The sequence below is a fragment of the Dactylosporangium sp. NPDC048998 genome (genome assembly GCF_043197855.1).
Taxonomy (GTDB): domain Bacteria; phylum Actinomycetota; class Actinomycetes; order Mycobacteriales; family Micromonosporaceae; genus Dactylosporangium.
The window spans coordinates 223,341-246,140 of the sequence record NZ_JBICTV010000010.1 but is presented as its reverse complement, the minus strand read 5'-3'; the positions used below and the strand labels follow the sequence as shown (position 1 = coordinate 246,140).

Here is a 22,800-nt window from a genome sequence, read left to right as displayed (position 1 = left end):
GCGGGATGCCGTCCGCTCTGCACGAGCCTGCCATGCGGCGGCGAGCCCGCCGTCTGAAGGCCTGATGAAGCCAGCGTGAACCTCGCGCGCGGGCAGGCGGCCACTGGTTCGACGACCCCTACGAGGTGGAGATCCGCGTGCCGGGGGATTCGGCCCCGATCCCGCTGCGGCCGGCGCCGGTCCAGCCGTGCGGCGGCGATGTCGGCATCACCGCGCTCGGGGTCATCGCCTGACGGTGACCGTGCTCCGCGCGGCGGCCACGGCGCTGGACGGGCCGGCGGCGAGCGTGTACGCCGACCCGGGCGTGACGAGGCCGCCCTCCTCGGCGGACCAGTACGCCAGCGCGGCGGCCGGCACCTCGAAGCGGACCTCGCGCGACTCGCCCGGCGCCAGCGTGACCCGTTCGAAGCCGACCAGCCGGCGGGCCGGGGCCGGCACCGGCCAGTCGTGCGGGGTGGCGTAGAGCTGGACCACCTCGTCGCCGGCGCGCTCGCCGGTGTTGGTCACGGTGACCCGGGCGGTGAGCCCGCCGTCGGCAGGGCCGGCCTCGAGGTCCACCGCGAGGTCCCCGTAGCCGAAGGTGGTGTACGACAGGCCGTGGCCGAACGGGAAGAGCGGTTCGCCGCGGTGGTACTGGTACGTCCAGCCCGATCCGATGATGTCGTAGTCGGTCGGGTCCGGCAGCTCGGCGCCGGCGCCGTACCACGTCTGCGGCAGCCGGCCGCCCGGGTTGGCCGTGCCGAGCAGCGTGTCCGCCAGCGCGGAGCCCAGCTCCTGCCCGGCGTGCGACGTCCACAGGATCGCCGGGACGTGCCGCTGCGCCCAGTCGATCGCGTACGGGTAGCTGGAGACCAGGGCGAGCACGCTGCGGGGGTTGGCCTCGTGCACGGCCCGCAGCAGCCGCTCCTGCTCGGCCGGCAGGGCCAGCCCGTCCCGGTCGACGGTCTCCCGGCCGTTGATGTGCGGGTCGTTGCCCAGCACCACGACCACCCGGTCGGCCGCGCGCGCCGCCGCGGCGGCCTCGTCCACGCCGCAGGCCACGAGCTCGCGGTCGAGGCGCAGGGCGTCGCCGGGCGCCGTCGCGGTGGCGGCCAGCCGGCCGTCGGGGCCCTCGGTCACGTACCGGGCCAGGGCGTTGGACCACAGCAGGAAGCCGCCGGGCGCGGCGGGGTGCAGCTCCCACAGCTCGCGCACCTCCCAGCCGTCGGGCGTCGGCGCGTCGGCGGCCAGGACGCCCCCCTCGCCGGCGGTGACGTACCGCCCGGTGCCGATGTCGTGCAGCGTGTGCACCGGCACCGGGCACTGGACGCTGGTGCCCCAGTCCTGGTGGGCGAGGACCGCGCCGGGCCCGTCGCCGAGGCGCAGGGTCCGGTCGTTCGGGTTGACCACCACGTGCCGGCCGTCGGGCAGCGCCAGCCGGACCAGGTCGACGCCGTCGACCGCGGTCACCCGGTCGCCGCCGAGCCGGTCGCGCAGCGCGTCGGCGACGGTGACCGCGTACGGCAGGGTCCCGCTGTACCAGTCGCGCAGCACCCGGTCGCCGAGGTGGCCGATCACCGCGACGCGCGGCGGGCGATCCCACGGCAGGGCGGCGGCGTCGTTCTTGAGCAGCACGACCCCGGCGCGGGCGGCGCGGGCGGCCAGCCGGGCGTGCGCGTCGCAGGCCACGACGTCGCGGCGGGTGCCGGCGTACGGGTCGCGGCCGGGGTCGAGGTCACGGTCGAACTCGCCGGTGCGGGCGCGCATCGCGAGGATACGGCCGACCGCGGCGTCGACGTCGGCCTCGGTGATCAGGCCGCGCTGCAGGGCCTCGGTGAAGCGGGCGATCGTGGGGCCGGCGTCGGTGCCGTTGTCGGTGTAGCTGTCCACCCCGGCGCGCAGGGCCGCGGCGTGCGACTCGGCGTGGGTGGGGAAGTACCGCTCGGTCTCGACGAGGTTGGACGGCGCGTAGGCGTCGGAGCACACCACGACGCCGGGCGCGGCGGCTCGCAGGGCCTCGGCCAGGAGCGGGTGGACGTGGTTGGGCACCCCGTTGACGAGGTTGTACGCGGGCATGACGCCGGCCGCGACCCCGGCGCGCAGCGGGCCGAGGAACGCGGGCAGCTCGTACTCGTGCAGCACCCGGGCGGGCACGGCGATGTCGGCGACGTCCCGCGCGGTCTCGACGTTGTAGGCGAGGAAGTGCTTGAGCACCGGCGTGGTGCGCCACACGTCGGGGTGGTCGCCGCGCAGGCCGGTGCAGTAGGCGATGGCGAGCTGCGCGGTGGCGTACGGGTCCTCGCTGTACCCCTCCTCGTTGCGGCCCCAGCGCGGGTCGCGCAGCGGGTTGACCACGGGCGCCCAGACGTTGAGCGAGGCGCGCGAGGCCTCGTCCGGCGGGTCGTGGTGCAGCCCGCGCACCTCGGCGCCGACCGCCTCGCCGACAGCTCGCAGCAGCGCCCGGTCCCAGCTCGCGCCGAGCCCGACCGCCTGCGGGAAGACGGTGGCCCGGCCGAGCCAGGCCACGCCGTGCAGCGCCTCGCAGCCGGTGTGGAAGGCGGCCAGGCCGAGCCGGGGCACGGCCGGCTGCGCCTGGTGGAGCATCGCCACCTTCTCGGCCGTGGTGAGCCGGTCCAGCAGGTCCGCGACAATGTCCGTCACGGGTTCTCACCTCTGTCGCGTCGGGGGCTTTCGAAGCGCTTCGATGATCGGTGCCGGTTCCTCGGCTGTCAACCGTCTCGGCCGGCCGGCCGGGGCGGCGGTGCAACTTTCATCCGCAACACCGCCGATTGCCCGGTACGCCGGCGAGAGTCCTCGATGTCCTTGTAGCGCGTTCGTCGATGTCCTACCGTCTCTCACTCGAAGCGCTTCGACACTCCGCCGATCCGGCACTCGCGCACCTCGATCACCCGAAGGGTGGTACCGCCATGGGAAGCACCGGGCTGAGCCGGCGCGGCCTGCTCGCCTCCATCGCCGTCGTCGCCGCCGCTCCGTTACTGGACGCCTGCGGCGGCCCGAAGCAAGACAATACCGGCACGACCAGCCAGGGCGACCTGTCGAAGGTCCTGCCGGACTATGCGCCCAGCAGCCTGGTCAAGCCGGACTTTCCGGTCGTCACCGGGGCCGGCGGCGCCGCGACCGACCCGGCCTTCCTGTCCTACCCCGCCAGCCCGCCCCGCACGGTCACCGGCCCGGTCGGCTCCGGCGGGACGTACGTGGGCATGACGCCGCTGTGGGGCGCGATCCCGCCGTCCAGCGGCAACGCGTACTACGACGCGGTCAACAAGGAGATCGGCGCCACCCTGAAGATGCAGCCGGCCGACGGCAACACCTACGGCGACAAGCTGGCGCCGCTGCTCGCCTCGGACAAGCTGCCCGACTGGATCGACATCCCGAGCTGGAACGTCTCCGCGCTGAGCTTCGGCGACGCGGTGCAGGCCAAGTTCGCCGACCTCACCCCCTATCTCGCCGGCGACAAGATCAAGCAGTATCCGAACCTCGCCGCGATCTCCACCAACGCGTGGGCCGCCTGCGTGTGGAACGGCAAGCTGTACGGGCTGCCGATCTACTCGTCCAACGTGGTCATCGCCGGCGCGTACTACTACCGCAAGGACCTCTTCGACAAGGCCGGCGTGTCGGCCGACGTCAAGAGCGCCGCGGACCTCGAGGCCATCGGCAAGGCGCTGACCAACGCCACGGCCGGGCAGTGGGCGTTCGACGACCTGTTCGGCGACAACGCCGGCTACATCTGCCAGATCTTCGGCTTCCCGCGGACCGACTACCCGTGGACCACCGACGCCTCCGGCAAGCTCGTGCACCGCTACGAGACGCAGGAGATCGCCGCGGCGCTGGACTGGCACGCCAAGCTGGTCAAGGCCGGCTACATGCACCCCGACGCGGTCGCCGCCAACGGCCAGGACGCCAAGCAGCGTTTCTGGAGCGGCAAGGTCGCCGTGTGCGTCGACGGCACCGGCGCGTGGAACGGCGACGACGCCAAGTCCGGCTCCGCGGCCAACCCGTCCTACAACCGGCAGGCGTTCAAGCCGTTCGCCGCGGGCGGCGGCCAGCCGGCCATCCCGCTGGGCAACGGCGCGGCGATGTTCAGCTATCTCAACAAGAAGCTGTCGGACAAGCAGATCCGCGAGTGCCTGGCGATCGCCAACTACCTGGCCGCGCCGTACGGCTCCGCGGAGTGGCTGACCGTCAACTTCGGCGAGCAGGGCACCGACTACACGATGACCGACGGCAACCCGCTGCTGACCGAGCGGGGCAGCAAGGAGGTCGCCACCACGTTCCAGTTCCTCGCCTGCCCGCCGTCGGTCACCACCGTGCAGTCGGGCAACACGCAGGTGACCAAGGACTACGCCACCTGGCAGGCGGAGCTGGTCAAGGCCACCACCAAGCCGCTGTTCTACGGCATGAACGTCAGCGAGCCGCAGCAGTTCGCCTCGCTCACCCGGCCCATGCAGGACACCATCGCCGACGTGAAGGTCGGCCGCAAGCCGATCTCGGCGTGGACCGAGGCGGTCGACTCCTGGCGCAAGCAGGGCGGCGACGACTTGCGCAAGTTCTACGACGGCATCCGTGACAAGTACGGCACCGGCAAGTGACCGCGGGGGGCCGGTGACCCCTTCCACACCGGCCCCCACCGCCGGCGCGGTCGCGGCCGCCACCCCCCGCCGGGGGTGGCGGCTGCGGCTGAGCCGCGACCGGTCCTTGCTGATCATGACGCTGCCCGCGGTGGCGCTGCTGGCTGTGTTCAGCTACGCGCCGATGTTCGGGCTGATCACCGCGTTCCAGAGCTACGACATCTACTCCGGCTTCTGGTACAGCCCGCTCGTCGGGCTGGACAACTTCACGCGGCTGCTCCAGGACCCGATCTTCTGGCACGCGCTGGAGAACACCCTGGTGATCAGCGCGGTGCAGCTCGTGCTGTACTTCCCGGTGCCGATCGCGCTGGCGCTGCTGCTCAACGCCGTCGCCAGCGCCAAGGTGCGCACGTTCGTGCAGTCGGTGGTGTACCTGCCGCACTTCTTCTCCTGGGTGCTCGTGGTCACCGTGTTCCAGGAGATGCTCGGTGGGGCCGGTGCGCTGAACATGCTGCTGCGCCGCCACCACCTGGACACCTGGGACATCATGACCAACCCGGACACGTTCAAGTACCTCGTCACAGCCCAGGCGGTGTGGAAGGAGGCCGGCTGGGGGATCATCGTGTTCCTCGCCGCGCTGGCCGCCATCGACCAGACCCTGTACGAGGCCGCGGCCGCGGACGGCGCCGGGCGGTGGCGCCGGCTGTGGCACATCACCCTGCCCGGCATGCGCGGGGTGATTGTCCTCATGCTGGTGCTGCGGCTGGGCAACGCGCTGACCGTCGGCTTCGAGCAGATGCTCATCCAGCGCAACGCGGTCGGCCGGGACGCCTCCGAGGTGCTCGACACGTTCGCCTACTACTACGGCGTCGTCAACAACAACTTCAGCTACGGCGCCGCCTCCGGCCTGTTCAAGGGGATCCTGTCGCTGATCCTCGTGCTGGCCGCCAACAAGCTGGCGCACGCCTTCGGCGAGGACGGGTTGTACCGCAGATGACCGCGACCACCACGCAGGCCGCCCGGCCGCGCCGACGCCCGGACACCCCCGTGTGGGAGGAGCCGCCCACCCCGGCCGGCAGCGCCGCCAAGGGCGTCGTCCTGGTCGCCGTCGTGGCGGTGATCCTTGTGCCGCTGTACACGATCGTGCTGACCAGCTTCTCCACCCAGGCCGCGATCAACGAGGCCGGCGGCCTGGTCACCGTGCCCCGAGGGCTGACCCTGGAGGCGTACCGGCAGATCTTCACCAACCAGCTCATCACCCACTCGCTGCTGGTCAGCCTCGTGGTCACGGCCGTGGGCACCGCGGTGTCGATGGTGGTGACGGTGCTGTGCGCGTACGGGCTGTCCCGCAGCGGGTCGTTCGCGCACCGGACGCTGCTCATGTTCCTGGTCGTCACGATGTTCTTCAGCGGCGGGCTGATCCCGTCGTTCCTCGTGGTGGCCGCGCTGGGCGGGTACGGCCAGTACTGGACGCTGATCCTGCCCGGCGCGGTGTCGGTGTTCAACATCCTGGTGATGCGCGGCTTCTTCAGCAGTACCGCACCGGAGCTCATCGACGCCGCCCGGATGGACGGCGCGGGGGAGTGGCGCATCCTGTGGTCCGTGGTGCTGCCCACGTCGCGGGCGGTCACCGCGGTCATCACGCTGTTCTACGCGGTCGGCTACTGGAACTCGTTCTTCAACGCGCTGCTCTACCTGCCCGACAACCAACAGTGGCCGCTACAGATGATCATCTACACGTACACCCTCCAGGGCGGCAACATGCCCGGCACCGGGACCACCGGCACCGGCCAGTACGCCGGCCATCAGGAGATCGCGCACCTGTCGCTGCAGATGGCGGTGGTCACCCTCACGCTCATCCCGATCCTCATCGTCTACCCGTTCGTGCAGCGCCACTTCACCAAGGGCATGCTCATCGGCGCGATCAAGGGCTGAGGGAGGGCGCGTGCCGGGGCTGGAGGACGCCACCAGGGGGCGGCTGCTGTTCGGCGGGGACTACAACCCCGAGCAGTGGCCGCCCGAGGTGTGGGCCGAGGACGTACGGCTGATGCGCGAGGCCGGGGTCAACCTGGTCACGGTCGGCGTGTTCGCGTGGGCGGCCCTGCAGCCGGAGCCGGGCCGCTTCACCTTCGGCTGGCTCGACACCGTGCTCGGCCTGCTCGACGAGGGCGGCATCGGGGTGGCGCTGGCGACGCCCACCGCGTCCCCGCCGCCGTGGCTCGGGCATCGGCACCCGGACACCCTGCCGCAGGGGCCGGACGGGGTGCGGCGGCTCTACGGCTCGCGCAACCAGTACTGCCCGAGCGCGCCGGCGTACCGGCGGGCCGCCCGAGTCGTCAGCGACGCGCTCGCCGCCCGCTACGCCCACCACCCAGCGCTGCGCATGTGGCACATCGGCAACGAGTACGGCACCGCCTGCCACTGCGACCACTGCGCCCAGCGGTTCCGGGGCTGGCTGAGCCGCCGCTACGGCGACCTCGACGGCCTCAACGCCGCCTGGGGCACCGCCGTGTGGTCGCAGCGCTACGGCGACTGGGCCGAGGTGCTGCCGCCGCGGCGGATGCAGTACGTCGGCAACCCGCTGCAGGACCTGGACTACCAGCGGTTCGTCTCCGACGTACTGCTGGAGTGCTTCACCGCCGAGCGCGACGCGGTCCGCGCGCACAACCCCGCCGTGCCGATCACCACCAACTTCATGGACTTCTACCGCCACACCGACGGCTGGAGGTGGGCGGCCGCCGAGGACTTCGTGTCGCTGGACACCTACCCCGACCCCAACGACCCGGACGCGGCGATGCGCGCCGCGATGTCCAAGGACGTCATGCGCTCCCTCGGCGGCGGGCGCCCCTGGCTGCTCATGGAGCAGTCGCCGGGCGCGGCCAGCTGGCGGCCGGTGGCCACGCCCAAGCGGCCCGGCCTCAACCGGCTGTGGTCCATGCAGGCCGTCGCCCGCGGCGCGGACGGGGTGCTGCACTTCCAGTGGCGGGCCTCCCGGCAGGGCGCGGAGCGGGCGCACGGCGCGATGGTGCCGCACGCCGGCCACGACTCCCGCGTGTTCCGCGAGATCTGCGCGCTGGGCCGCGAGCTCGCCGAGCTGTCCGGGATGCCCGGGGTGCCCGGGGTGCTCGGCGCGGGCGTGCCGGCCGACGTGGCGATCGTGCTGGACTGGGACGCCTGGCGGGCGGTGGAGCTCGACCATCAGCCGCACCACGGGTTCCGCTACGTCGACCGGCTCACCGAGTACTACGCGCCGCTGTGGCGGGCGAACGTCACCTGCGACTTCGCCCGCGCCGACGGCCCGCTCGGCGGATACCGGCTGGTCCTCGTGCCCAACCTGTACCAGGTGAGCGCGGCCGCCGCGGCCAACCTCACCGCCTACGTACAGGCCGGCGGCACCCTCGTCATGGGCCCGTTCAGCGGCGTCGCCGACCCCGGCGAGCGGGTGTTCACCGGCGGCTGGCCCGGCCCCTGGCAGGACCTGCTCGGCGTGCGCGTCGAGGAGCACTGGCCGCTGCCCGACGGTGAGCGGCTCGACGTCGCCTCCGCCGAGCTCGGCGACTTCGCCGCGGCCACCTGGGCCGAGTGGACCGAGGCCCGGGGCGCACAGGTCGTCGCGCGGATTCGCGGCGGCACCCTGGACGGGCGCCCGGCCGTGCTGCGCCACCGGTACGGCACCGGCACCGCCTGGTACGTGGCCACGCTGCCGGAGCCCGAGGCGCTGCGCCGCCTGCTCGACCGCGTGTGCGCCGACGCGGCCGTCCGGCCGGTCCTGCCCGGGCTGCCGCCGGGCGTGGAGGCGGTGCGCCGCGGCGACCGGATCTTCCTGCTGCACCACGACGACGGCCGGGTCGAGCTGCGATGAGCCGGCGGTACCGCATCGAGCTGACCGAGCCCGCCGGGGACTTCCACGACGGCTTCCCGCTGGGCAACGGCAGCCTCGGCGCCATGCTCCATGGCAACCCCGGCGTCGAGCTGGTGGACCTCAACGCCGACACGCTGTGGTCCGGCGGCCCGCCGGACCCGGCGCTCGAGGAGAGCGGCCCGCCCCCGGCCCGGCTGCTGCCCGAGCTGCGCGAGGCCGTCGCCGCCGGCGACCACGAGCGGGCCGAGGCGCTCGCCCGGCGGCTGCAGGGCACCGCCTGGACCCAGTCGTACCAGCCGCTCGGCCGCCTCGAGTGGCGCTACGCCGAGCCGTGCGCCGTCACCGGGTACCGCCGCCGGCTGGACCTCGCCGAGGCCGTCGCGGAGACCGCGTACGGCCCGGTGCGCCTGACCGCGTTCGTCTCGGCGCCCGACGGCGTCCTCGTCCTCTCCGCGACCGGCGGCCCCGCCGCGACCGCCGAGCCCGAGCTGCACACCCCGCACCCCGGCGTGTCCGTCGCCGAGCGGGCCGGCTGCCTGGTCTGGACCGGCCGCGCCCCGGCCCACGTGCTGCCCAACTACGTCGTCGACCGCGAGCCGGCCGTCACCTACGCCACCGACGCGCCGGGCGCCGACGGTACCGTCCCGGCCGGCATGGGCTTCGCCGTCGCGGTCGCGGTCCGCCGCACCGGCGACGAGGTGCGGCTGATCGCCGCGGCCGCCACCGGGTTCCGGGGCCCGGACCGGCACCCGAGCGCCGACCTCGACGCCATCGCCGCCGAGGCCGCCGCCCGCGTCACCCGCGCCCTGCCCGTCCCGACCGACCGGCTGCGCGCCCGGCACACCGCCGAGCACCGCCGCCACTTCGACCGCGCCGACCTGGAGCTCGCCGGGGCCAAACCCGGCGCCGAGCTGCTGTTCCACCTGGGGCGGTACCTGCTGATCGCGTCCTCCCGCCCGGGCACCCAGCCGGCCAACCTGCAGGGCATCTGGAACGCCGACGTGCGCCCCGGCTGGAGCAGCAACTGGACCACCAACATCAACGCGCAGATGAACTACTGGGCCGCCGAGAGCACCGGCGCGCCCGGCCTGCACGAGCCGCTGCTCACCCTGGCCCGCGACCTCGCCACCGCCGGCGAGCGGACCGCGGCGCGGTACTACGCCGCCCGCGGCGCCGCCGTGCACCACAACACCGACCTGTGGCGGTTCACCGCCCCGGTCCCGGGCGACCCGCAGTGGGCCAACTGGCCCTCCGCGCTGCTGTGGCTGTCCGCCCACGTTTGGGACCACCTCGACCACGGCGCCGGCCCGGACTTCGGCCGCCGCGTGGCCCTGCCGGTGCTGCGGGCCGCCGCCCGGTTCACCCTGGACATGCTGGTCCCCGACCCCGCCGGCGCGCTCGTCCTCAGCCCGTCGACCTCGCCGGAGCACCATTTCCGCTTCGGTACCGCCGGACACGCCGCCACGTCGTGGGGCTGCGCGCTGGACCAGGAACTCGCCCGGGAGGTCCTGGCGCGATTCGTGGCGCTGTCGGCTCGGGGCGATGCGGCCGACGCCGTCCTGGCCCGCGAGGCCGCCGCCGCGCTCGCCGCCCTGCGCCCCGTCCAGGTCGGCCCCGACGGCACCCTGCTGGAGTGGTACGACGACCGCCCGCCGCGCGAACCCGGCCACCGCCACCTGTCCCACCTCTACGGCCTGTACCCGGGCACCCGCATCACCGAGACCGGTACCCCCGAGCACTTCGCCGCCGCGGCCCGCGCCCTGCGGACCCGGCTCGCCCACGGCTCCGGCCACACCGGCTGGAGCCGCGCGTGGATCCTGTGCCTGGCCGCCCGCCTGCGCGACGCCGACCTGGCGGCCCACACGATCGCCGCCCTGCTCGACGACCTCTGCTCGCCCTCCCTGCTGACCCTGCACCCCGACGCCGCCCGCCCGACCGGCTGGATCTTCCAGATCGACGGCAACCTGGGCGTCGTCGCCGGGATCACCGAGCTGCTGGTCCAGAGCCACGAGGGCGCCGTCGCCCTGCTCAAGACCCTGCCGCCGGGCTGGGACACCGGCCACATCCGCGGCGTACGCTGCCGCGGCGGCCACGAGGCCGCCGTGTCCTGGTCCGCGCGCCGCCTGGCCGAGGCCCGCATCATCGCCGGCGCGGACGGCCCGCTGGTACTGGACCTGCCGGAACCACCGACCTCGGTACGCGACGCGGCCGGCACCCCGGTCGACGCGGCCCCGGCACCGGGCGCCGCGCAAGACCGCCACCGCGTGCAATGGCAGGCCCGTGCGGGCGCGGAGTACAGCATCGCCTGAGCAAGGTGGGCGACGCGGCTCGCAGGGCCTGGAACGTGTGCGCCGTTCGGCGGCACCGGCTCACGAAACGGCCCGGCCGCGGGCGTGCGGTCCGCGCCGACCGGCGTGCGGGGTTCGCCGTGATCACGGAGTCAACATGTACAAGGAGCAGAACGTTCACTCCGCGATGAGTCGAAAAACCAAGTCGCGTCGCACCGGCCGCGAGTGAGACGCTCATGTCCAGCAGCGGCCCGCATCGCGCGGCTCGGCTCGTGCCGCGGCTGCCGGGGCAAGGGTCGCTAGGGGGCCGGCGCGCCGAGGGCGTCGATGGAGCGCAGCGCCTCGATGACGCTCGCGATGTGTTCGCGCATCGCGTCCTCCGCCGCCTTCGGGTCGCGGTCGCGGATGGCGGCGATGACGGCCTCGTGCTGTGGCAGCGACACCTGTGGGCGGCCCGGCAGCAGGGAGAGCATGAACTGGTGGCGCACCAGCTGGCCGCGCAGCGTCTCGATGATGCCGTCGGCGGTGCGGTGCCCGGCGATCGCGCGGATCAGCGCGTGCAGGCGCTGGTTGAGGTCGCTGTAGCGGCGGTACTCCCCCGCCGTCACGGCCCGGCGCATGAGCAGGCCGATCTCGTCGAGCTCGCTGGCCTGCTCGGCGGTGACAAGCGTGGCGGCGCGGGCGGCGACGAGCCCCTCCAGCACCATCCGCACCTCGGTGATCTCGATCGCCTCGTCCAGCGAGACCTTGCGCACCTGGGCGCCGCGGTTGCGCTGGATCTCGACCAGGCCCTCGCCGGCCAGGTCCTGCAGCGCGATGCGCACGTTGAACCGGCTGGCCTGGAACCGCTCGCTCAGCTGGGCCTCGACGAGCCGCTCGCCGGGCAGGTACGCCCCGGCGAGGATCGCCTCGCGTAACGCGTCACGGGCGTTGCCGGCCGCAGAGCCGGACTTGGCCGGTGCCCGCCGGGCGGTGCCGCCGTCGTCCTCAGCAGGCAATGGGGTCCCTTCTGTACGGCAGGGCAAGAATACCCCGGACACCGCGCGCGCTCACGACGCCGAAGCGGTGGCGCGCAGCAGGAACCCGCCGCCCTCGCGCCGGCCGACGCTGAGCGCGCCGCCCGCGGCGTCGAGACGCTCGCGCAGGCCGTCGAGACCATGGCCGGCACCCGGACCGTCGCCGGTCGGGCCGCGCCCGTCGTCGCTGATCTCCACGGTGGCGTGGCCGAGGCGGATCCAGCAGTGCTTGGCGTCGCTGTGCCGCACGACGTTGGTGACGCCCTCGCGGACCACCCAGGCGAACAGCTCCTGCCGCTGCGGGTCGACCTCCTCGCCGGTGACCGGCACGTCGGCCTCGATGCCGGCCGCGTCGAGTGCGCTGCGCGCCAAGGCGAGCTCGGTCGCCAGGGACATCTCGCGATACCCGGCCACGGCGGCGCGCACGTCGGCGAGCGCCTGGCGGACCAGCCGCTGGATGTCGGCGAGCTCGGCCTCGGCGCGCTCCGGGGCGAGCTGCACCAGCCGGCCCGCCAGCTCGCTCTTCACCGACACCACAGTGAGGGAGTGGCCGAGCAGGTCGTGCAGGTCGCGGGCAAACCGGTTGCGCTCGGCGGCGACGGCCAGCTGGGTGATCTCCTCGCGGGCCTCGGCGAGCTGCGCGTTGCGCTGCACGAGGCGGGTCACGCCCCACACCGCCAGCGCCGCGACCATGACCGCGAACGGGAGGCCGATGTCGACGTCCCAGCCGGGCACCGTGCGCGGCAGCACGAACGCGCACGCCGCGCAGGCCAGCACGAAGCTCCACGCGCCCCGGGTGGGGAGGGTGAACACCCCCGTGACCGCCAGGTACACCAGCGACGTGAGGCCGGACTCCCCGACGATCAGCGTCAGTACCGCGGCCAGCGCGGTCATCGTCCCGAGGCGCAGCAGGGCCCCGCTCAGCGCCGGCGACCGGCTGGTGCGGCGGAAGTGCTGCCGCACCGACAGGAACCCGGCGATGTAGATCGCGCAGAAGGCGAACGCGGCGGCGAGGCCGGTGGCGCGCTGCAGCGGCTCGGGCCGGTGCCAGGCGTCGATGATCGGGCCCACCATGTAGAACAGCCAGACCGCCGCCCAGATCCAGAAGAACCGGAATCGCTGGCGGCGGTCGGGCGGGCCCTGCTGCATGTCGAACACGGTAGTCGAGGCTTAGGCGCGAGCCGTGTCCACGCGGAACCGGCGCAGCGCGATGAGCGCGAGCACCACGGTCCAGCCGGCCAGCACCGCGATCGCCTGGCCGTCGACGTGGCCGTTGTCGAGCGGGCTGCGCGCGACCTGGCCGGTCCAGTAGGACGGGGTCAGCTTCGCGATGTACCGCATCGCGTCGGGCATCAGGTCGACCGGCACCCACAGCCCGCCGAGCGCGGCCAGGGTCAGGTTGATCAACGCGGAGACCTGCTGGACGCTGTCGGGCTTGGCGAGGTACCCGATGACCACGCCCAGCGCCGCGAACGGCAGCGACGACAGCCACGCGCCGACGAAGCACAGCACCCACTCGGCGGCGGTGAGCCGAACGTGCAGGCCGACAGCGCCGACGAGGAAGGTGATGACCACCGGCAGCACGCCGACGAGCAGGGCGAGCAGCACCTTGTTGAGCACGTACGCGGCCGGGGACAGGGGCGTGAGGCGCAGGGTGCGGTTCCAGCCGAGGCCGCGCTCCACGGCGATGGTGCCGCCGCTGGAGATCGCGGCCGTCATCGCGCCGAACAGCGCCATGCTGACCATCACGTACTTCTTCGCGTCGGCGTTGCCGCCGACGGAGACGCCGCCGATGATGAGCACGAGCAGCGCCGGCATGAGCGTCGAGAAGATCACGACGCGCTTGTTGCGGAACAGGCGGACGGCTTCCAGCCGCATGTACGTGGGGTTCACTGGATGCTCCCGGCAACGGTGAGGGCGATGAAGGCGTCTTCGAGGTTGCGGCTGGTGACCTCGATGTCGTGGGCGGGCGTGGCGGCCAGCAGCGCCCGCAGGGCCGCGTCGGAGTCGTCGCAGTGCAGCAGCACCGTGTCGCCGCGGGACTCGACCCGCTCGACGCCGGGCAGCGCGGCGAGGCCGGCCAGGTCGGCGCCGGGAATCGTGGCACGGATGGTGCGGCCGGACACCGCGGCCTTGATCTGGGCGGAGGTACCGTCGGCGATGACCCGGCCGGAGCGCAGCAGCACGATGCGGTCGGCGTAGTCGTCGGCCTCCTCCAGGTAGTGCGTGGCGAAGAGGACCGTGCGCCCGCGGGCCGTCTCCTCGCGCATCGACGCCCAGAAGGCGCGCCGGGTCTCCACGTCCATGCCGGTCGTGGGCTCGTCGAGGACCAGCAGGTCGGGGTCGACCACGAGGGCCATCGCGAAGCGGATCCGCTGCTGCTGGCCGCCGGAGAGCCCGGCCACGCGCTGCTTGGCGAACTCGGCCACGCCGGCCCGCTCGAGCACCTCGTCGACCGGGCGCGGGTTGCGCTGCAGGCCGGCGGCCAGGCGTACCGTCTCCTCGGCGGTCAGGTCGGGCAGCAGCCCGCCGGACTGCATGAGGGCGCCGACCGCGCCGCGGGCGATGGCCTTCGCCGGCGCGTCGCCGTAGAGGCGCACCTCGCCGGTGTCGGGCCGCTGCAGCCCGAGCAGCATGTCGATGGTGGTCGACTTGCCCGCCCCGTTCGGGCCGAGCAGCGCGACTACCTCACCACGCCGGATCGTGAGGTCCAGGCCGTCCACGGCGGTCACCGCACCGAACCGCTTCGTGAGCGCGGTCAGCTGGACTGCTTCGTTCGTCATGCGAACAGCATGGCGGCCGGTCGATCCGGTGCGGGCTGCATGGCGTCACCCGCACCCCCGTGACAGATGTCATGTAGCCCAGGGTGTCAAGCGGCGTGTCATGCGGCGGGCCCGCGGCGCCCGCGCAGCCGCCAGGCGCCCGCGCCGCCGGCGAGCAGCACGACCACGACCGCGCCGATGATCCACGGCGCGGCCGAGCCGCCGCCGTCGCCGCTCGTCGCGCCGGCCGTGGTCGCCGCGGCGGCCGGGGTCGGCGAGTCCGGTGCCGTCGCCGCCGGCGTCGGGGACGGCGGGGCGTCCGAGGACGGGGCCGCGGCGGCCGGGGCGAGGGTCAGCGTCGGCGCCGGGTTGTCCGACTGCGCGCCGTTCTGCGGGATGTCGATCCACCGGTCGACGCGGCCGTCGCTGTACGTCACCAGCGTCTTGAACGACAGCGTCTTGGCGTCGGCCGGCAGCTGGGCGACCTTCACCGCGTACTTCGCGTTCTGCTTCGCGGCCAGCGCCGGGCCGGCGACCGTGTACCCGTCCGCGGCCGGGGTCAGCGCCCAGCCGGCCGGGCCCGAGACGTACGCGACATCGGCCGGGGCGATGCCGGCCGGCAGGGCGACGCGGACCGACACGATCGAGGCCTTCGAGGACTCGTTTTCCGCGTCGAACGTGATCGTCACGTCGGTCGCGCCCGCCTGGGCCTTGTCGGCCTTGATCTCGACGTGGGCGGAGGCGGGACCGGCGGTGCACAGCACGACGGCCGCGGTCACGGCGACGGCGCCCGACAGCGCGCCCAGAATACGGCGAATCAGCACGGAACGGATCCTCCCGGGAGACGGCGACGACCAGGATAGTCGGCGCGGAGGGCACAAAAGTTCCGGCGCGGTTGCCACCGTCGGCGCCGGGACGCGGCAGGTGTGGCTCGCCGGCCGGGCGTCGGCGACGGCGCGGGCGATCTGGGAGTGGGCGTCGCCGAGCGCGTCTCGACGGGCCTGCTGCTCACCGAGCTGGCCGTGCAGCCGGTGGCGCACGACATGCTCGCCGCCGCGAACCGCATCGCCACCCTGGAGGGTGAGGGGCGCTGAGCCGCGGTCGCCCGATTGATGGACCGCGCGCCGAACCGGCTACGCGCAGTGACGGCGGGCGGGACCATGACGGTGCAATCGTCCCCCACCGTTCGGAGCCAGAGGCCGATGCCGAACCGGATGCGGCGCGCGGCGGAGCGCACGCTGCGCCGGCACGCACGCGAACATCTCGACACGGACCCCGCCGACGGCGGCGATCCGGCCGAGCCGCCGGCGCTGCTCGGCCCGGGCGGCGAGCGCCTCGACCCGGCCGCGCTGCTGGACCGCCGCGGCGAGCGGCTGTGGCTGCTCACCGCGCCCGGCACCGGCGGGCCGGGGCCGCTGCCGTGGCTGCTGCGCGCCGCGTGGGCGCGGGCCGCCGCCGACCCGGCCGTCGCGCAGCGGCCGGTCCTCGTCGACCTGGCGCGCCTCGCGGCCGAAGGGCCGGTGACCGCCGCGGAGGTGCTGCGGGCCGTCACCGGGCCGGCCACCGAGCACGGGTGCCTGGTCCTGCTCGCCGGCCTCGACGACGCCGGCGGCGCGGTCCGGGCGGCCGTGGCCGGGCTGCCCGCCCCGCTCGCGCGCGCCGCGCCGGCGTCGACGATCGTCACGCTCTCCCACGCCGAGCCGGTGCCCGGTTTTCACATTCCCGCGGTGGTACTCCAGGATGCCCCGCCCCACCGCGAGGCTCCCGTCGACGACGGGGTCTGGGACGGGCTCGCCGGCCGCCTGCGCACCCAGCAGCCCTGGCCCGCGGGCCTGCTCGCCGACGCCGTGGCCGCCTGCGCCGCCGCACCGGAGCCGCTGCGCTGGCGGATCATCGACGACCTCACCATGCTCGCCGACCGCCGGCTGCTGTTCCGCGCCGCCCTCGCCGCCGGCGCGTGCGACGACGACGGCGTGCGCCGCGCCGCCCGCACCGAGATAGAGTCCCTCGCCGGTACCGCACCCGCCGCCCGCGACGCGCGCTGGCTGTCCCGCCTGCTGGCCCTGCTGCCGGTACTGGACGCCGGCGCCCCCGCGGCCACGGCGAGCGACAACCCGGCCCCGTCGCCCAGGGATCCCAGCACGTCGCCCGCCGCCCGGGCGGTGCTGCTGCGGATGGCGGCGACCGGGCGGCCCTGGTCGGCGCCGCTGACCCTCCTCGCGCGGCGCGACCCGGCGGCGGCCATCGCGGCCGCCGAGCGTAGCGGGGATCCGCTCGCCCTCGACGCGGTGGCCGGCGCCGCAGACGAGCCGGCCGTGGCCCGCGCCGTGCTGGGCCGCTGCGCGGCGGTGCCCGGGTGGGAGCCGGCGCTGGTGTACCGGGCCCAGCTCGACCGCGGCGTGGCCACCGCCCTGCTGGCCGAGCGCGACCGCGACGCCGGGCCGGTCGCCGCGGGCCGGTGGCGGGGGCTCGCCATGACGCGGGGGACGGTGTACGGCCGGCTGCTCGACGACGTCCTCACTCGCCCGTGGGGCTGGCCGCCGCACGCCGCGCCGCTGCTGTTCACCCTCGCCCAGGTGCGGCCACCGGCGTCCGTCGCGCCGATCGCCGTCGCGGCGCTGCCACGGGCCGGGACCGGGGCCGTGGCAGCGACACTGGCGGTGCTCGCCTGCGCGCGCCTGGCCGGCGGCCACATCGGCCCGCCGGTCGCCACGCTCGCGGTCCTCGCCGGGCTCACGGTCGCGGGCGCCCTGCTCGTGCGGCGGCTGCGCCAATGGCAAGCCGCCGTTGCCGCCGGGGCCGGTGGTGACGGAGGTGACGGTGGTGCGCCGGTGCCGGTTCGGCGGGAGAACGTGCTCGCCGCGGTGCTCGGTGCCGGGCCGGCCGTGCGGGGCATCGCGCCCGGGGCCGGCGTGCTGGACGCGCCGCTGCGGCGGGCCTGCATTCGCGCCGGGGTGCCGCAGGCCGAGATCACCCACCTGCTGGGCGCCCTCGCCGCGCGGCGGGCACGGCTCGGGGGTGCGGTGGCTCCCGCCGTACCGGAGCAGGCTTTTCCGATGGACGAACGCGAGCCTAACCGCGGCGGCTGAGCGCCCGGGCGGTCGCGTTGCGGGCCGCAAGGCCCAGGCGGGTCTTCGGCACGACGAGCGCGGCGGAGCGGCCGGCGTGGCGCACCTTCGCGTCCGTGCGGGCGCGGTGCGCGGCCTCGTAGCGGCGCAGGGCCTCGTCGACGTCGTGCCCGGCCAGGGCCGTCGCGAGGGTGTGCGCGCCGGCCATCGCCAGGCTGGAGCCGTCGCCGAACAGCGACACGCAGGACGCGGCGTCGCCGGCCAGCGTGATCCGGCCCCGGGTCCAGGCGGGCAGGTGGACGCGGCTGACGCTGTCGAAGTACAGGTCGGCGTCCGCCAGCCGCTCGAGCAGCCGCGGCACCTGCCAGCCGGCCCCGGCGTACGCGTCGGCGACGACGCGGCGGTGGCGCTCGGTGTCGCGGTGGTCGAGGTCCGGGATCGCCGGGCCGCGGAAGATGAACGCGATCAGGGCCTCGCCGCGGGACGGGTGGACCGACACCAGGCGGCCGGGCTCGTTGTACAGCAGCACGTGCCGCGGGTCGTCGGCCGGCTCGCCCAGTGGCAGGGTCGCGACCCAGACGCCGAGGTGGCTGACGAGGTCGCGCTCCGGGCCGAAGGCGAGCCGGCGCACCGCCGAGTGCAGCCCGTCGGCGCCGACGACGAGGTCGAAGCGCTCCGGGGCGGCGCGGTCGAAGGTGACGTCCACGCCGGCGGCGTCGCCGTGCAGCGTGGTGATCGAGTCGTCGAAGCGGAAGTCGGCGTGGTCGCGGGCCGCCTCGTAGAGCACGGCGGCGAGGTCCGCGCGCGGTATCTCGACCGCGCCCGGCGTGGTCTGCGTCGGCAGCCTGGCGATCGTGCGCCCGTCGCGGCCGACGACCCGCATCGCGTCGGCGTGGGTGGCCCGTTCCCGCAGCGCGGGGAGCACGCCCATGTCGCGGGCGACGGGCAGGGCGGGGCCGCGCACGTCGACCGGGTTGCCGCTGGAGCGCTGCCCGCGGGAGCGCTCAACGACGGTGACCCGGAACCCGTTGCGGGCCAGCCAGTAGGCGGCGGTGGTGCCGGCCACGCCGGCGCCGGAGACGAGGACCGAAGGCGTCATGCCGACGACGATAATCGCACTCAGTGCAAACTTGCAATGAGTGCGAACTAACATTCGGTGCGATAAGCTGAGCGGCATGTCGTTGCGGGAGTTGAAGCGGCAGCGCACCCGGCAGGCGCTGGTGGACGCGGCGATCGAGCTGTTCGAGCGGGACGGGTATGAGCAGACGACGATCGCCGGCATCGCCGCCGCCGCCGAGATCGGCACGCGGACCTTCTTCGGATACTTCGCGACGAAGGAGGAGCTGCTGTTCCCCGAGAGCGACGTGCGGGTGCGCGCCGCCGTCGCCGAGATCGCCGCACGCGGACCGCAGGACGGCCCCGCCGAGGTGCTCCTGCGGGCGCTGCAGCGGGTCGGCGACGACAGCGACGACCTGACCGGCCGCCTCGCCGCGCTGCGGCTGCGCCTCATCCACGAGGTGCCCGCCGTGCGTGGCCGCGCGCTGCAGATGCAGCTCGACGCGCAGCAGGAGATCGCCCGCCACCTCGCCGCGGCGTTTCCGGACGAGCTCGACCCGGTCACCGCCGCCGCGCTGGTGGGCGCGTTCGTCGGCGCGGTCACCGGAGCGCTGCAGGCGCTGCTGGACAGCACCGCCCGGCAGAACCCGGCCGCGGTCCAGAAGGCGGTCCAGCGGGCCACCGGCGTCGCGCTGCGTCCATGGCTCACACACGGTGTGCGACGCGATCCCCCGGGTGCCGTGTGAATCCCTCGCCTGCGGAAGGTGACCGCGCAGGAGCGCGCGTGGGGCACGGACGACATGCGCCGCAAGGGGGTGACTTCTTCGGTGTCGCGGCCGGTCTGGTGGGTACGGTTGGGCCATGAACAGCTTCTTCGACAAGGTCAAGGACCTCGCCCACCGGCACGACGACAAGGTCGACCAGACGCTGGACAAGGCCGGCGACGAGGTCGACGAGCGCACCGGCGGCAAGTACACGGAGCAGATCCACAAGGGTGTCGACGCGGCCAAGGAGCACACCGGCGAAGGCGACACCACCAAAGACTGACCCAAGGACGCCGACCGAAGGCCCACCGCGCCCGGCACCGCCGGGCGCGGCCGCCGGGCCGCGATGCGGGCCCGCGATCCGCCCTCAGCGCCGGGGCACGAGCTGGATGAGCAGGGTCAGCAGCAACTCCAGGACGATGAGCGCGACCAGGCTCGCCTGGAAGCCGGTCGTGATGGTCGTGGCGTGGTAGAAGACGATGCCGATGAGTGCCACGCCCACCGCGTTGCCGGTCTGGTTGACCGTGGCCAGGACGCCCGAGGCGGCGCCGGTGTGCTCCGGGGCCACGCCCGACAGGGCCAGGGTCGTGAGCGGGGCCAGGGCCATGCCCATGCCGATGCCCTCCAGGGCCAGGCCGGGCAGCAGCCAGCCGATCTCATGCGCGGCGGCGAAGGCCATCGCGGCCAGGCCGGTGGCCATGACGAGCCCGCCGGCGGTGACCACCTGACGGCCCAGGCGGGCGGCCAGGCGGTGCGCGTTGGTCGAGGTGAGCAGGTAGCCGGCGCCGACGGCCATGAAGACCGCGCCGGACTGCAGCGCGGTGAGGCCGCGGCCGGACTGCAGGTAGAGCGCCAGGACGAGGAAGAACGACGCCTGGCCCATCCAGAAGGCCTGCACGGCCACCAGGGCGGTACCGAACGCGCGCCGGCGGAAGAGGGCCAGGTCGATGAGCGGGCCCGTGCGGTACCGCTGATGGATGACGAACGCGGCGAACAGCACGGCGGCCAGCGCCAGGCACAGCCACGTCCACAGCGGCCAGCCCTGCTGCCCGCCCTGGATGAGCGGCAGGACGAGGGCGACGAGCGCGGCGGTCACGAGCCCGGCGCCCGCGAGGTCGAGCCGGCGGGCGCCGCCGCGCGACTCGGGCACGGCGCGGAGCATGACGAGGGCGGCGACCCCGATCGGCAGGTTGATCAGGAAGCACAGCCGCCAGTCGAGGCCGAACAGGTCGGCCCGGATCAGCAGGCCGCCGACGACCTGGCCGAAGACGGCGCCGAGGCCGAGGGTGAGGCCGTACCGCGCGAACGCCTTCGGCTGGGCCGGGGCCGGGACGGCGGTGCGCAGCACGGCGAGGATCTGCGGCATCAGCAGGGCCGCGCCGGCGCCCTGCAGCGCGCGGCCGGCGACCAGCGCCCAGGCGACCGGCGCGAGGCCGCACAGCAGCGAGGCCGCGGTGAACAGGGCCAGGCCGGCGCCGAGGACGCGGCGGCGGCCGTAGATGTCGCCGAGCCGCCCGCCGGTGATGAGGCCGGCGGCCAGGGCCAGGCCGAAGCCGGCCACGACCCACTGCAGGGCGGCCGGGCCGGCCCGCAGGTCGTGCTGGATCGCGGGCATCGCGACGTTGACGATGAAGAAGTCCAGCGCGGTCATGAACGTGACGGTGAGCAGGGCGGGCAGGACCCCGCGCGGGGCGCGCGGCGCCGCCGTCTACCACGGCGCGCCGTTCGCGCGGCGGCTCGCCGTACACCGGGCGCTCGCGGAGGCGCTCGACGGCCCGGAGGCGGCCGACCGCCGTGCCTGGCACCGCGCCGCGGCCGCCACCGGCCCCGACGACGACGTCGCCGCGGCCCTGGAGGACACCGCCCGGCAGGCCCGCGACCGCGGCGGGTACGCCGCGGCCGCCGCCGCGTACGAGCGCGCGGCGCAGCTCAGCGAAACCCCGGCGGCGCAGGCCCGGCGGCTGCTGCTCGCCGCCGAGAACGGCCTGCACGCGGGCACCCCCGCCACCGCGGTCCGGCTCGCCGAGCGCGCCGCCGGCCTCGACGCCGACCCGGCGTTCCTGGGGCGGGTCGGCTGGGTCGAGGGGCAGGCGTGGTTCTGGCAGGGCAACTTCCAGGCCGCGTACGAGCTGTTCACCGCGGCCGCCGAGCTCGCGCCGGAGGCCGCCGGCCGGGCGCTGCCGCAGGCGGTGCATCCCGCGTGGTACCTCGGGGAGCCGCACCTCGGCGAGTGCCTGGACCGGCTGGCGCGCCTCGACGACCCGCTCGCGCGCTACCAGGTCGCCGCGGTCCGCGGGCGCCCGCCCGCGCTGGACACCGTCGCGGACCGGCGCACCGCGCTCGACCCGGCGGTGGCCCCGCGCGACCTGGTAGAGCTGTGCGGGTTCGGCTTCGTCGCCGGCCAGGACGCCGAGGCGCACGAGCTCGCGGCCGCGCTCGCGGGCCGCTGCCGCGCCGAGGGCCTCGCCGGGCTGCTGCCGACGCTGCTGTTCTTCCTCGCCGAGGCGGAGCTGTTCCAGGGCCGCCACCGCGACGCGGCGGTCAGCGCCGCCGAGGGGCTGGACCTGGCCCGCGCCGGGGGCCAGCCGCTGTGGGTGAGCCAGCTGTCCGCGGTACGCGCGACGCTCGCCGCCGTCGAGGGCGACGAGGAGCTGTGCCGCTCCGGCGTCGCCGACGCCCTCGCCGGCGCCTCGCCCGGATTCCAGCCGGCCGGCCACGCCTGGGCGCAGTGGGCGCTCGCCCTGCTCGACCTGGGCCAGGGCCGGCCCGAGGCGGCGGTACCGCGGCTGCTGCCGCTGCAGGAGAACCCGTACGCGCACCACGTGGCCGCGCACCGCAGCATCCCGGACCTCGTCGAGGCCGCCGTGCGCGCCGGGACCGGCGACGGGCTCGGGGACGGGGTCGCCGGTGCGGCGCGGCGCCTGGAGGCGTTCGCGGACCGCACCGGCCGGCCGTGGGCGCAGGCGCTCGTGCACCGCTGCCGCGCGCTGCTCACCGGCGACGAGCACGAGTACCGCATGTCGCTGAAGCTGCCGGCCCGCCCGTTCGAGCAGGCGCGCACGGAACTGCTGTACGGCGAGTGGCTGCGCCGCGCCCGCCGCAAGGCCGACGCCCGCCGGGCGCTGCAGCGCGCGCTGGAGTCCTTCGACCGCCTGGGCGCCCGCCCGTGGTCGGCCCGCGCCCGCGCCGAACTGGAGGCGACCGGCCTGCCCGCACCGCGGCGCCCCGAGCCGGCCGCGGCCCGGCTGACGCCGCAGGAGTTGCAGATCGCCCGCCTGGCGGCGCAGGGACTGTCCAACAAGGACATCGCGGCCCAGCTGTTCCTCAGCCCGAAGACGGTCGCCTACCACCTGTACAAGGCGTACCCGAAGCTCGGCGTCACGGCCCGCGGCGACCTCGCCGCGCTGCCGCTGTGA

General features: G+C 74.9%; 18 protein-coding genes. 10 read left to right on the top strand and 8 right to left on the bottom strand.

Annotated elements, in window-relative coordinates; translation table 11 throughout:
* Positions 1-222 precede the first annotated feature (222 nt).
* The gene (locus ACGFI8_RS24330; protein WP_392808167.1) at positions 223-2,640 is read right to left on the bottom strand and encodes a glycoside hydrolase family 3 C-terminal domain-containing protein; all 2,418 of its coding nucleotides are present in this window, start codon (positions 2,638-2,640) and stop codon (positions 223-225) included.
* A gap of 266 nt (positions 2,641-2,906) precedes the next feature.
* Here ACGFI8_RS24330 and ACGFI8_RS24325 point away from each other — a divergent pair, with 266 nt between their 5' ends.
* Genes ACGFI8_RS24325 through ACGFI8_RS24305 form a run of 5 tightly spaced genes read left to right on the top strand, consistent with a single transcriptional unit; the run spans position 2,907 to position 10,739 of the window.
* Complete coding sequence (locus tag ACGFI8_RS24325) at positions 2,907-4,589, top strand: extracellular solute-binding protein (RefSeq protein ID WP_392808166.1); 1,683 nt, start codon at positions 2,907-2,909, stop codon at positions 4,587-4,589.
* 13 nt (positions 4,590-4,602) lie between these two features.
* Positions 4,603-5,565, top strand: a complete 963-nt coding sequence (locus tag ACGFI8_RS24320; RefSeq protein ID WP_392808165.1) for an ABC transporter permease — start codon at positions 4,603-4,605, stop codon at positions 5,563-5,565.
* A complete protein-coding gene (locus ACGFI8_RS24315) occupies positions 5,562-6,503 on the top strand; it encodes a carbohydrate ABC transporter permease (protein WP_392808163.1) in 942 nt (313 codons plus the stop codon). The genes ACGFI8_RS24320 and ACGFI8_RS24315 overlap by 4 nt, the downstream gene beginning before the upstream one ends.
* Positions 6,504-6,513: 10 nt before the next feature.
* A complete protein-coding gene (locus ACGFI8_RS24310) occupies positions 6,514-8,430 on the top strand; it encodes a beta-galactosidase (protein ID WP_392808162.1) in 1,917 nt (638 codons plus the stop codon).
* Positions 8,427-10,739, top strand: a complete 2,313-nt coding sequence (locus tag ACGFI8_RS24305) for a glycoside hydrolase N-terminal domain-containing protein (RefSeq protein ID WP_392808160.1) — start codon at positions 8,427-8,429, stop codon at positions 10,737-10,739. Before ACGFI8_RS24310 ends, ACGFI8_RS24305 begins: the two co-directional genes overlap by 4 nt.
* Positions 10,740-11,017: 278 nt before the next feature.
* Here ACGFI8_RS24305 and ACGFI8_RS24300 read toward each other — a convergent pair whose 3' ends face one another.
* The 5 genes from ACGFI8_RS24300 to ACGFI8_RS24280 form a co-directional block, all read right to left on the bottom strand.
* Entirely contained in the window at positions 11,018-11,716 is a 699-nt protein-coding gene (locus tag ACGFI8_RS24300) for a GntR family transcriptional regulator (protein ID WP_392808159.1), read from the bottom strand.
* A gap of 51 nt (positions 11,717-11,767) precedes the next feature.
* The gene (locus ACGFI8_RS24295) at positions 11,768-12,883 is read right to left on the bottom strand and encodes a sensor histidine kinase (RefSeq protein WP_392808157.1); all 1,116 of its coding nucleotides are present in this window, start codon (positions 12,881-12,883) and stop codon (positions 11,768-11,770) included.
* A gap of 21 nt (positions 12,884-12,904) precedes the next feature.
* On the bottom strand, positions 12,905-13,627 hold the full coding sequence (locus ACGFI8_RS24290; RefSeq protein ID WP_392808155.1) for an ABC transporter permease: 723 nt from the start codon (positions 13,625-13,627) through the stop codon (positions 12,905-12,907).
* The gene (locus tag ACGFI8_RS24285) at positions 13,624-14,517 is read right to left on the bottom strand and encodes an ABC transporter ATP-binding protein (protein WP_392808153.1); all 894 of its coding nucleotides are present in this window, start codon (positions 14,515-14,517) and stop codon (positions 13,624-13,626) included. Before ACGFI8_RS24285 ends, ACGFI8_RS24290 begins: the two co-directional genes overlap by 4 nt.
* Before the next feature lie 98 nt (positions 14,518-14,615).
* Positions 14,616-15,320, bottom strand: coding sequence for a DUF1775 domain-containing protein (locus tag ACGFI8_RS24280; protein WP_392808152.1), 705 nt, complete (start codon positions 15,318-15,320; stop codon positions 14,616-14,618).
* Between the two features lie 102 nt (positions 15,321-15,422).
* Between ACGFI8_RS24280 and ACGFI8_RS24275 the strand changes: the two genes are divergently transcribed.
* On the top strand, positions 15,423-15,590 hold the full coding sequence (locus ACGFI8_RS24275; protein WP_392808150.1) for a hypothetical protein: 168 nt from the start codon (positions 15,423-15,425) through the stop codon (positions 15,588-15,590).
* 108 nt (positions 15,591-15,698) lie between these two features.
* A complete protein-coding gene (locus ACGFI8_RS24270; protein WP_392808149.1) occupies positions 15,699-17,585 on the top strand; it encodes a hypothetical protein in 1,887 nt (628 codons plus the stop codon).
* Here ACGFI8_RS24270 and ACGFI8_RS24265 read toward each other — a convergent pair.
* Entirely contained in the window at positions 17,569-18,663 is a 1,095-nt protein-coding gene (locus tag ACGFI8_RS24265) for an FAD-dependent oxidoreductase (protein WP_392808148.1), read from the bottom strand. The two genes, ACGFI8_RS24270 and ACGFI8_RS24265, sit on opposite strands and share 17 nt — an antisense overlap.
* Positions 18,664-18,739: 76 nt before the next feature.
* Between ACGFI8_RS24265 and ACGFI8_RS24260 the strand changes: the two genes are divergently transcribed.
* A complete protein-coding gene (locus tag ACGFI8_RS24260; protein WP_392808146.1) occupies positions 18,740-19,366 on the top strand; it encodes a TetR/AcrR family transcriptional regulator in 627 nt (208 codons plus the stop codon).
* Positions 19,367-19,481: 115 nt separating this feature from the next.
* Entirely contained in the window at positions 19,482-19,667 is a 186-nt protein-coding gene (locus ACGFI8_RS24255; RefSeq protein ID WP_392808143.1) for an antitoxin, read from the top strand.
* Positions 19,668-19,751: 84 nt separating this feature from the next.
* On the opposite strand, the gene ACGFI8_RS24250 is transcribed toward ACGFI8_RS24255, so the two are convergent.
* Positions 19,752-21,035, bottom strand: a complete 1,284-nt coding sequence (locus ACGFI8_RS24250; RefSeq protein ID WP_392808142.1) for an MFS transporter — start codon at positions 21,033-21,035, stop codon at positions 19,752-19,754.
* On the opposite strand from ACGFI8_RS24250, the gene ACGFI8_RS24245 reads away from it, so the two are divergent.
* Positions 21,013-22,800, top strand: a complete 1,788-nt coding sequence (locus ACGFI8_RS24245) for a LuxR C-terminal-related transcriptional regulator (protein ID WP_392808141.1) — start codon at positions 21,013-21,015, stop codon at positions 22,798-22,800. The genes ACGFI8_RS24250 and ACGFI8_RS24245 overlap by 23 nt on opposite strands.

What these genes read in the sequence shown, in the direction of transcription:
- ACGFI8_RS24325 (WP_392808166.1), top strand. Translation starts at nt 2,907, where the DNA reads ATGGGAAGCACCGGGCTGAGCCGGCGCGGCCTGCTCGCCTCCATCGCC.
- ACGFI8_RS24315 (WP_392808163.1), top strand. Translation starts at nt 5,562, where the DNA reads ATGACCGCGACCACCACGCAGGCCGCCCGGCCGCGCCGACGCCCGGAC.
- ACGFI8_RS24305 (WP_392808160.1), top strand. Translation starts at nt 8,427, where the DNA reads ATGAGCCGGCGGTACCGCATCGAGCTGACCGAGCCCGCCGGGGACTTC.
- ACGFI8_RS24295 (WP_392808157.1), bottom strand. Translation starts at nt 12,883, where the DNA reads ATGCAGCAGGGCCCGCCCGACCGCCGCCAGCGATTCCGGTTCTTCTGG.
- ACGFI8_RS24285 (WP_392808153.1), bottom strand. Translation starts at nt 14,517, where the DNA reads ATGACGAACGAAGCAGTCCAGCTGACCGCGCTCACGAAGCGGTTCGGT.
- ACGFI8_RS24270 (WP_392808149.1), top strand. Translation starts at nt 15,699, where the DNA reads ATGCCGAACCGGATGCGGCGCGCGGCGGAGCGCACGCTGCGCCGGCAC.
- ACGFI8_RS24265 (WP_392808148.1), bottom strand. Translation starts at nt 18,663, where the DNA reads ATGACGCCTTCGGTCCTCGTCTCCGGCGCCGGCGTGGCCGGCACCACC.
- ACGFI8_RS24260 (WP_392808146.1), top strand. Translation starts at nt 18,740, where the DNA reads ATGTCGTTGCGGGAGTTGAAGCGGCAGCGCACCCGGCAGGCGCTGGTG.
- ACGFI8_RS24255 (WP_392808143.1), top strand. Translation starts at nt 19,482, where the DNA reads ATGAACAGCTTCTTCGACAAGGTCAAGGACCTCGCCCACCGGCACGAC.
- ACGFI8_RS24245 (WP_392808141.1), top strand. Translation starts at nt 21,013, where the DNA reads ATGAAGAAGTCCAGCGCGGTCATGAACGTGACGGTGAGCAGGGCGGGC.
- ACGFI8_RS24250 (WP_392808142.1), bottom strand. Translation starts at nt 21,035, where the DNA reads ATGACCGCGCTGGACTTCTTCATCGTCAACGTCGCGATGCCCGCGATC.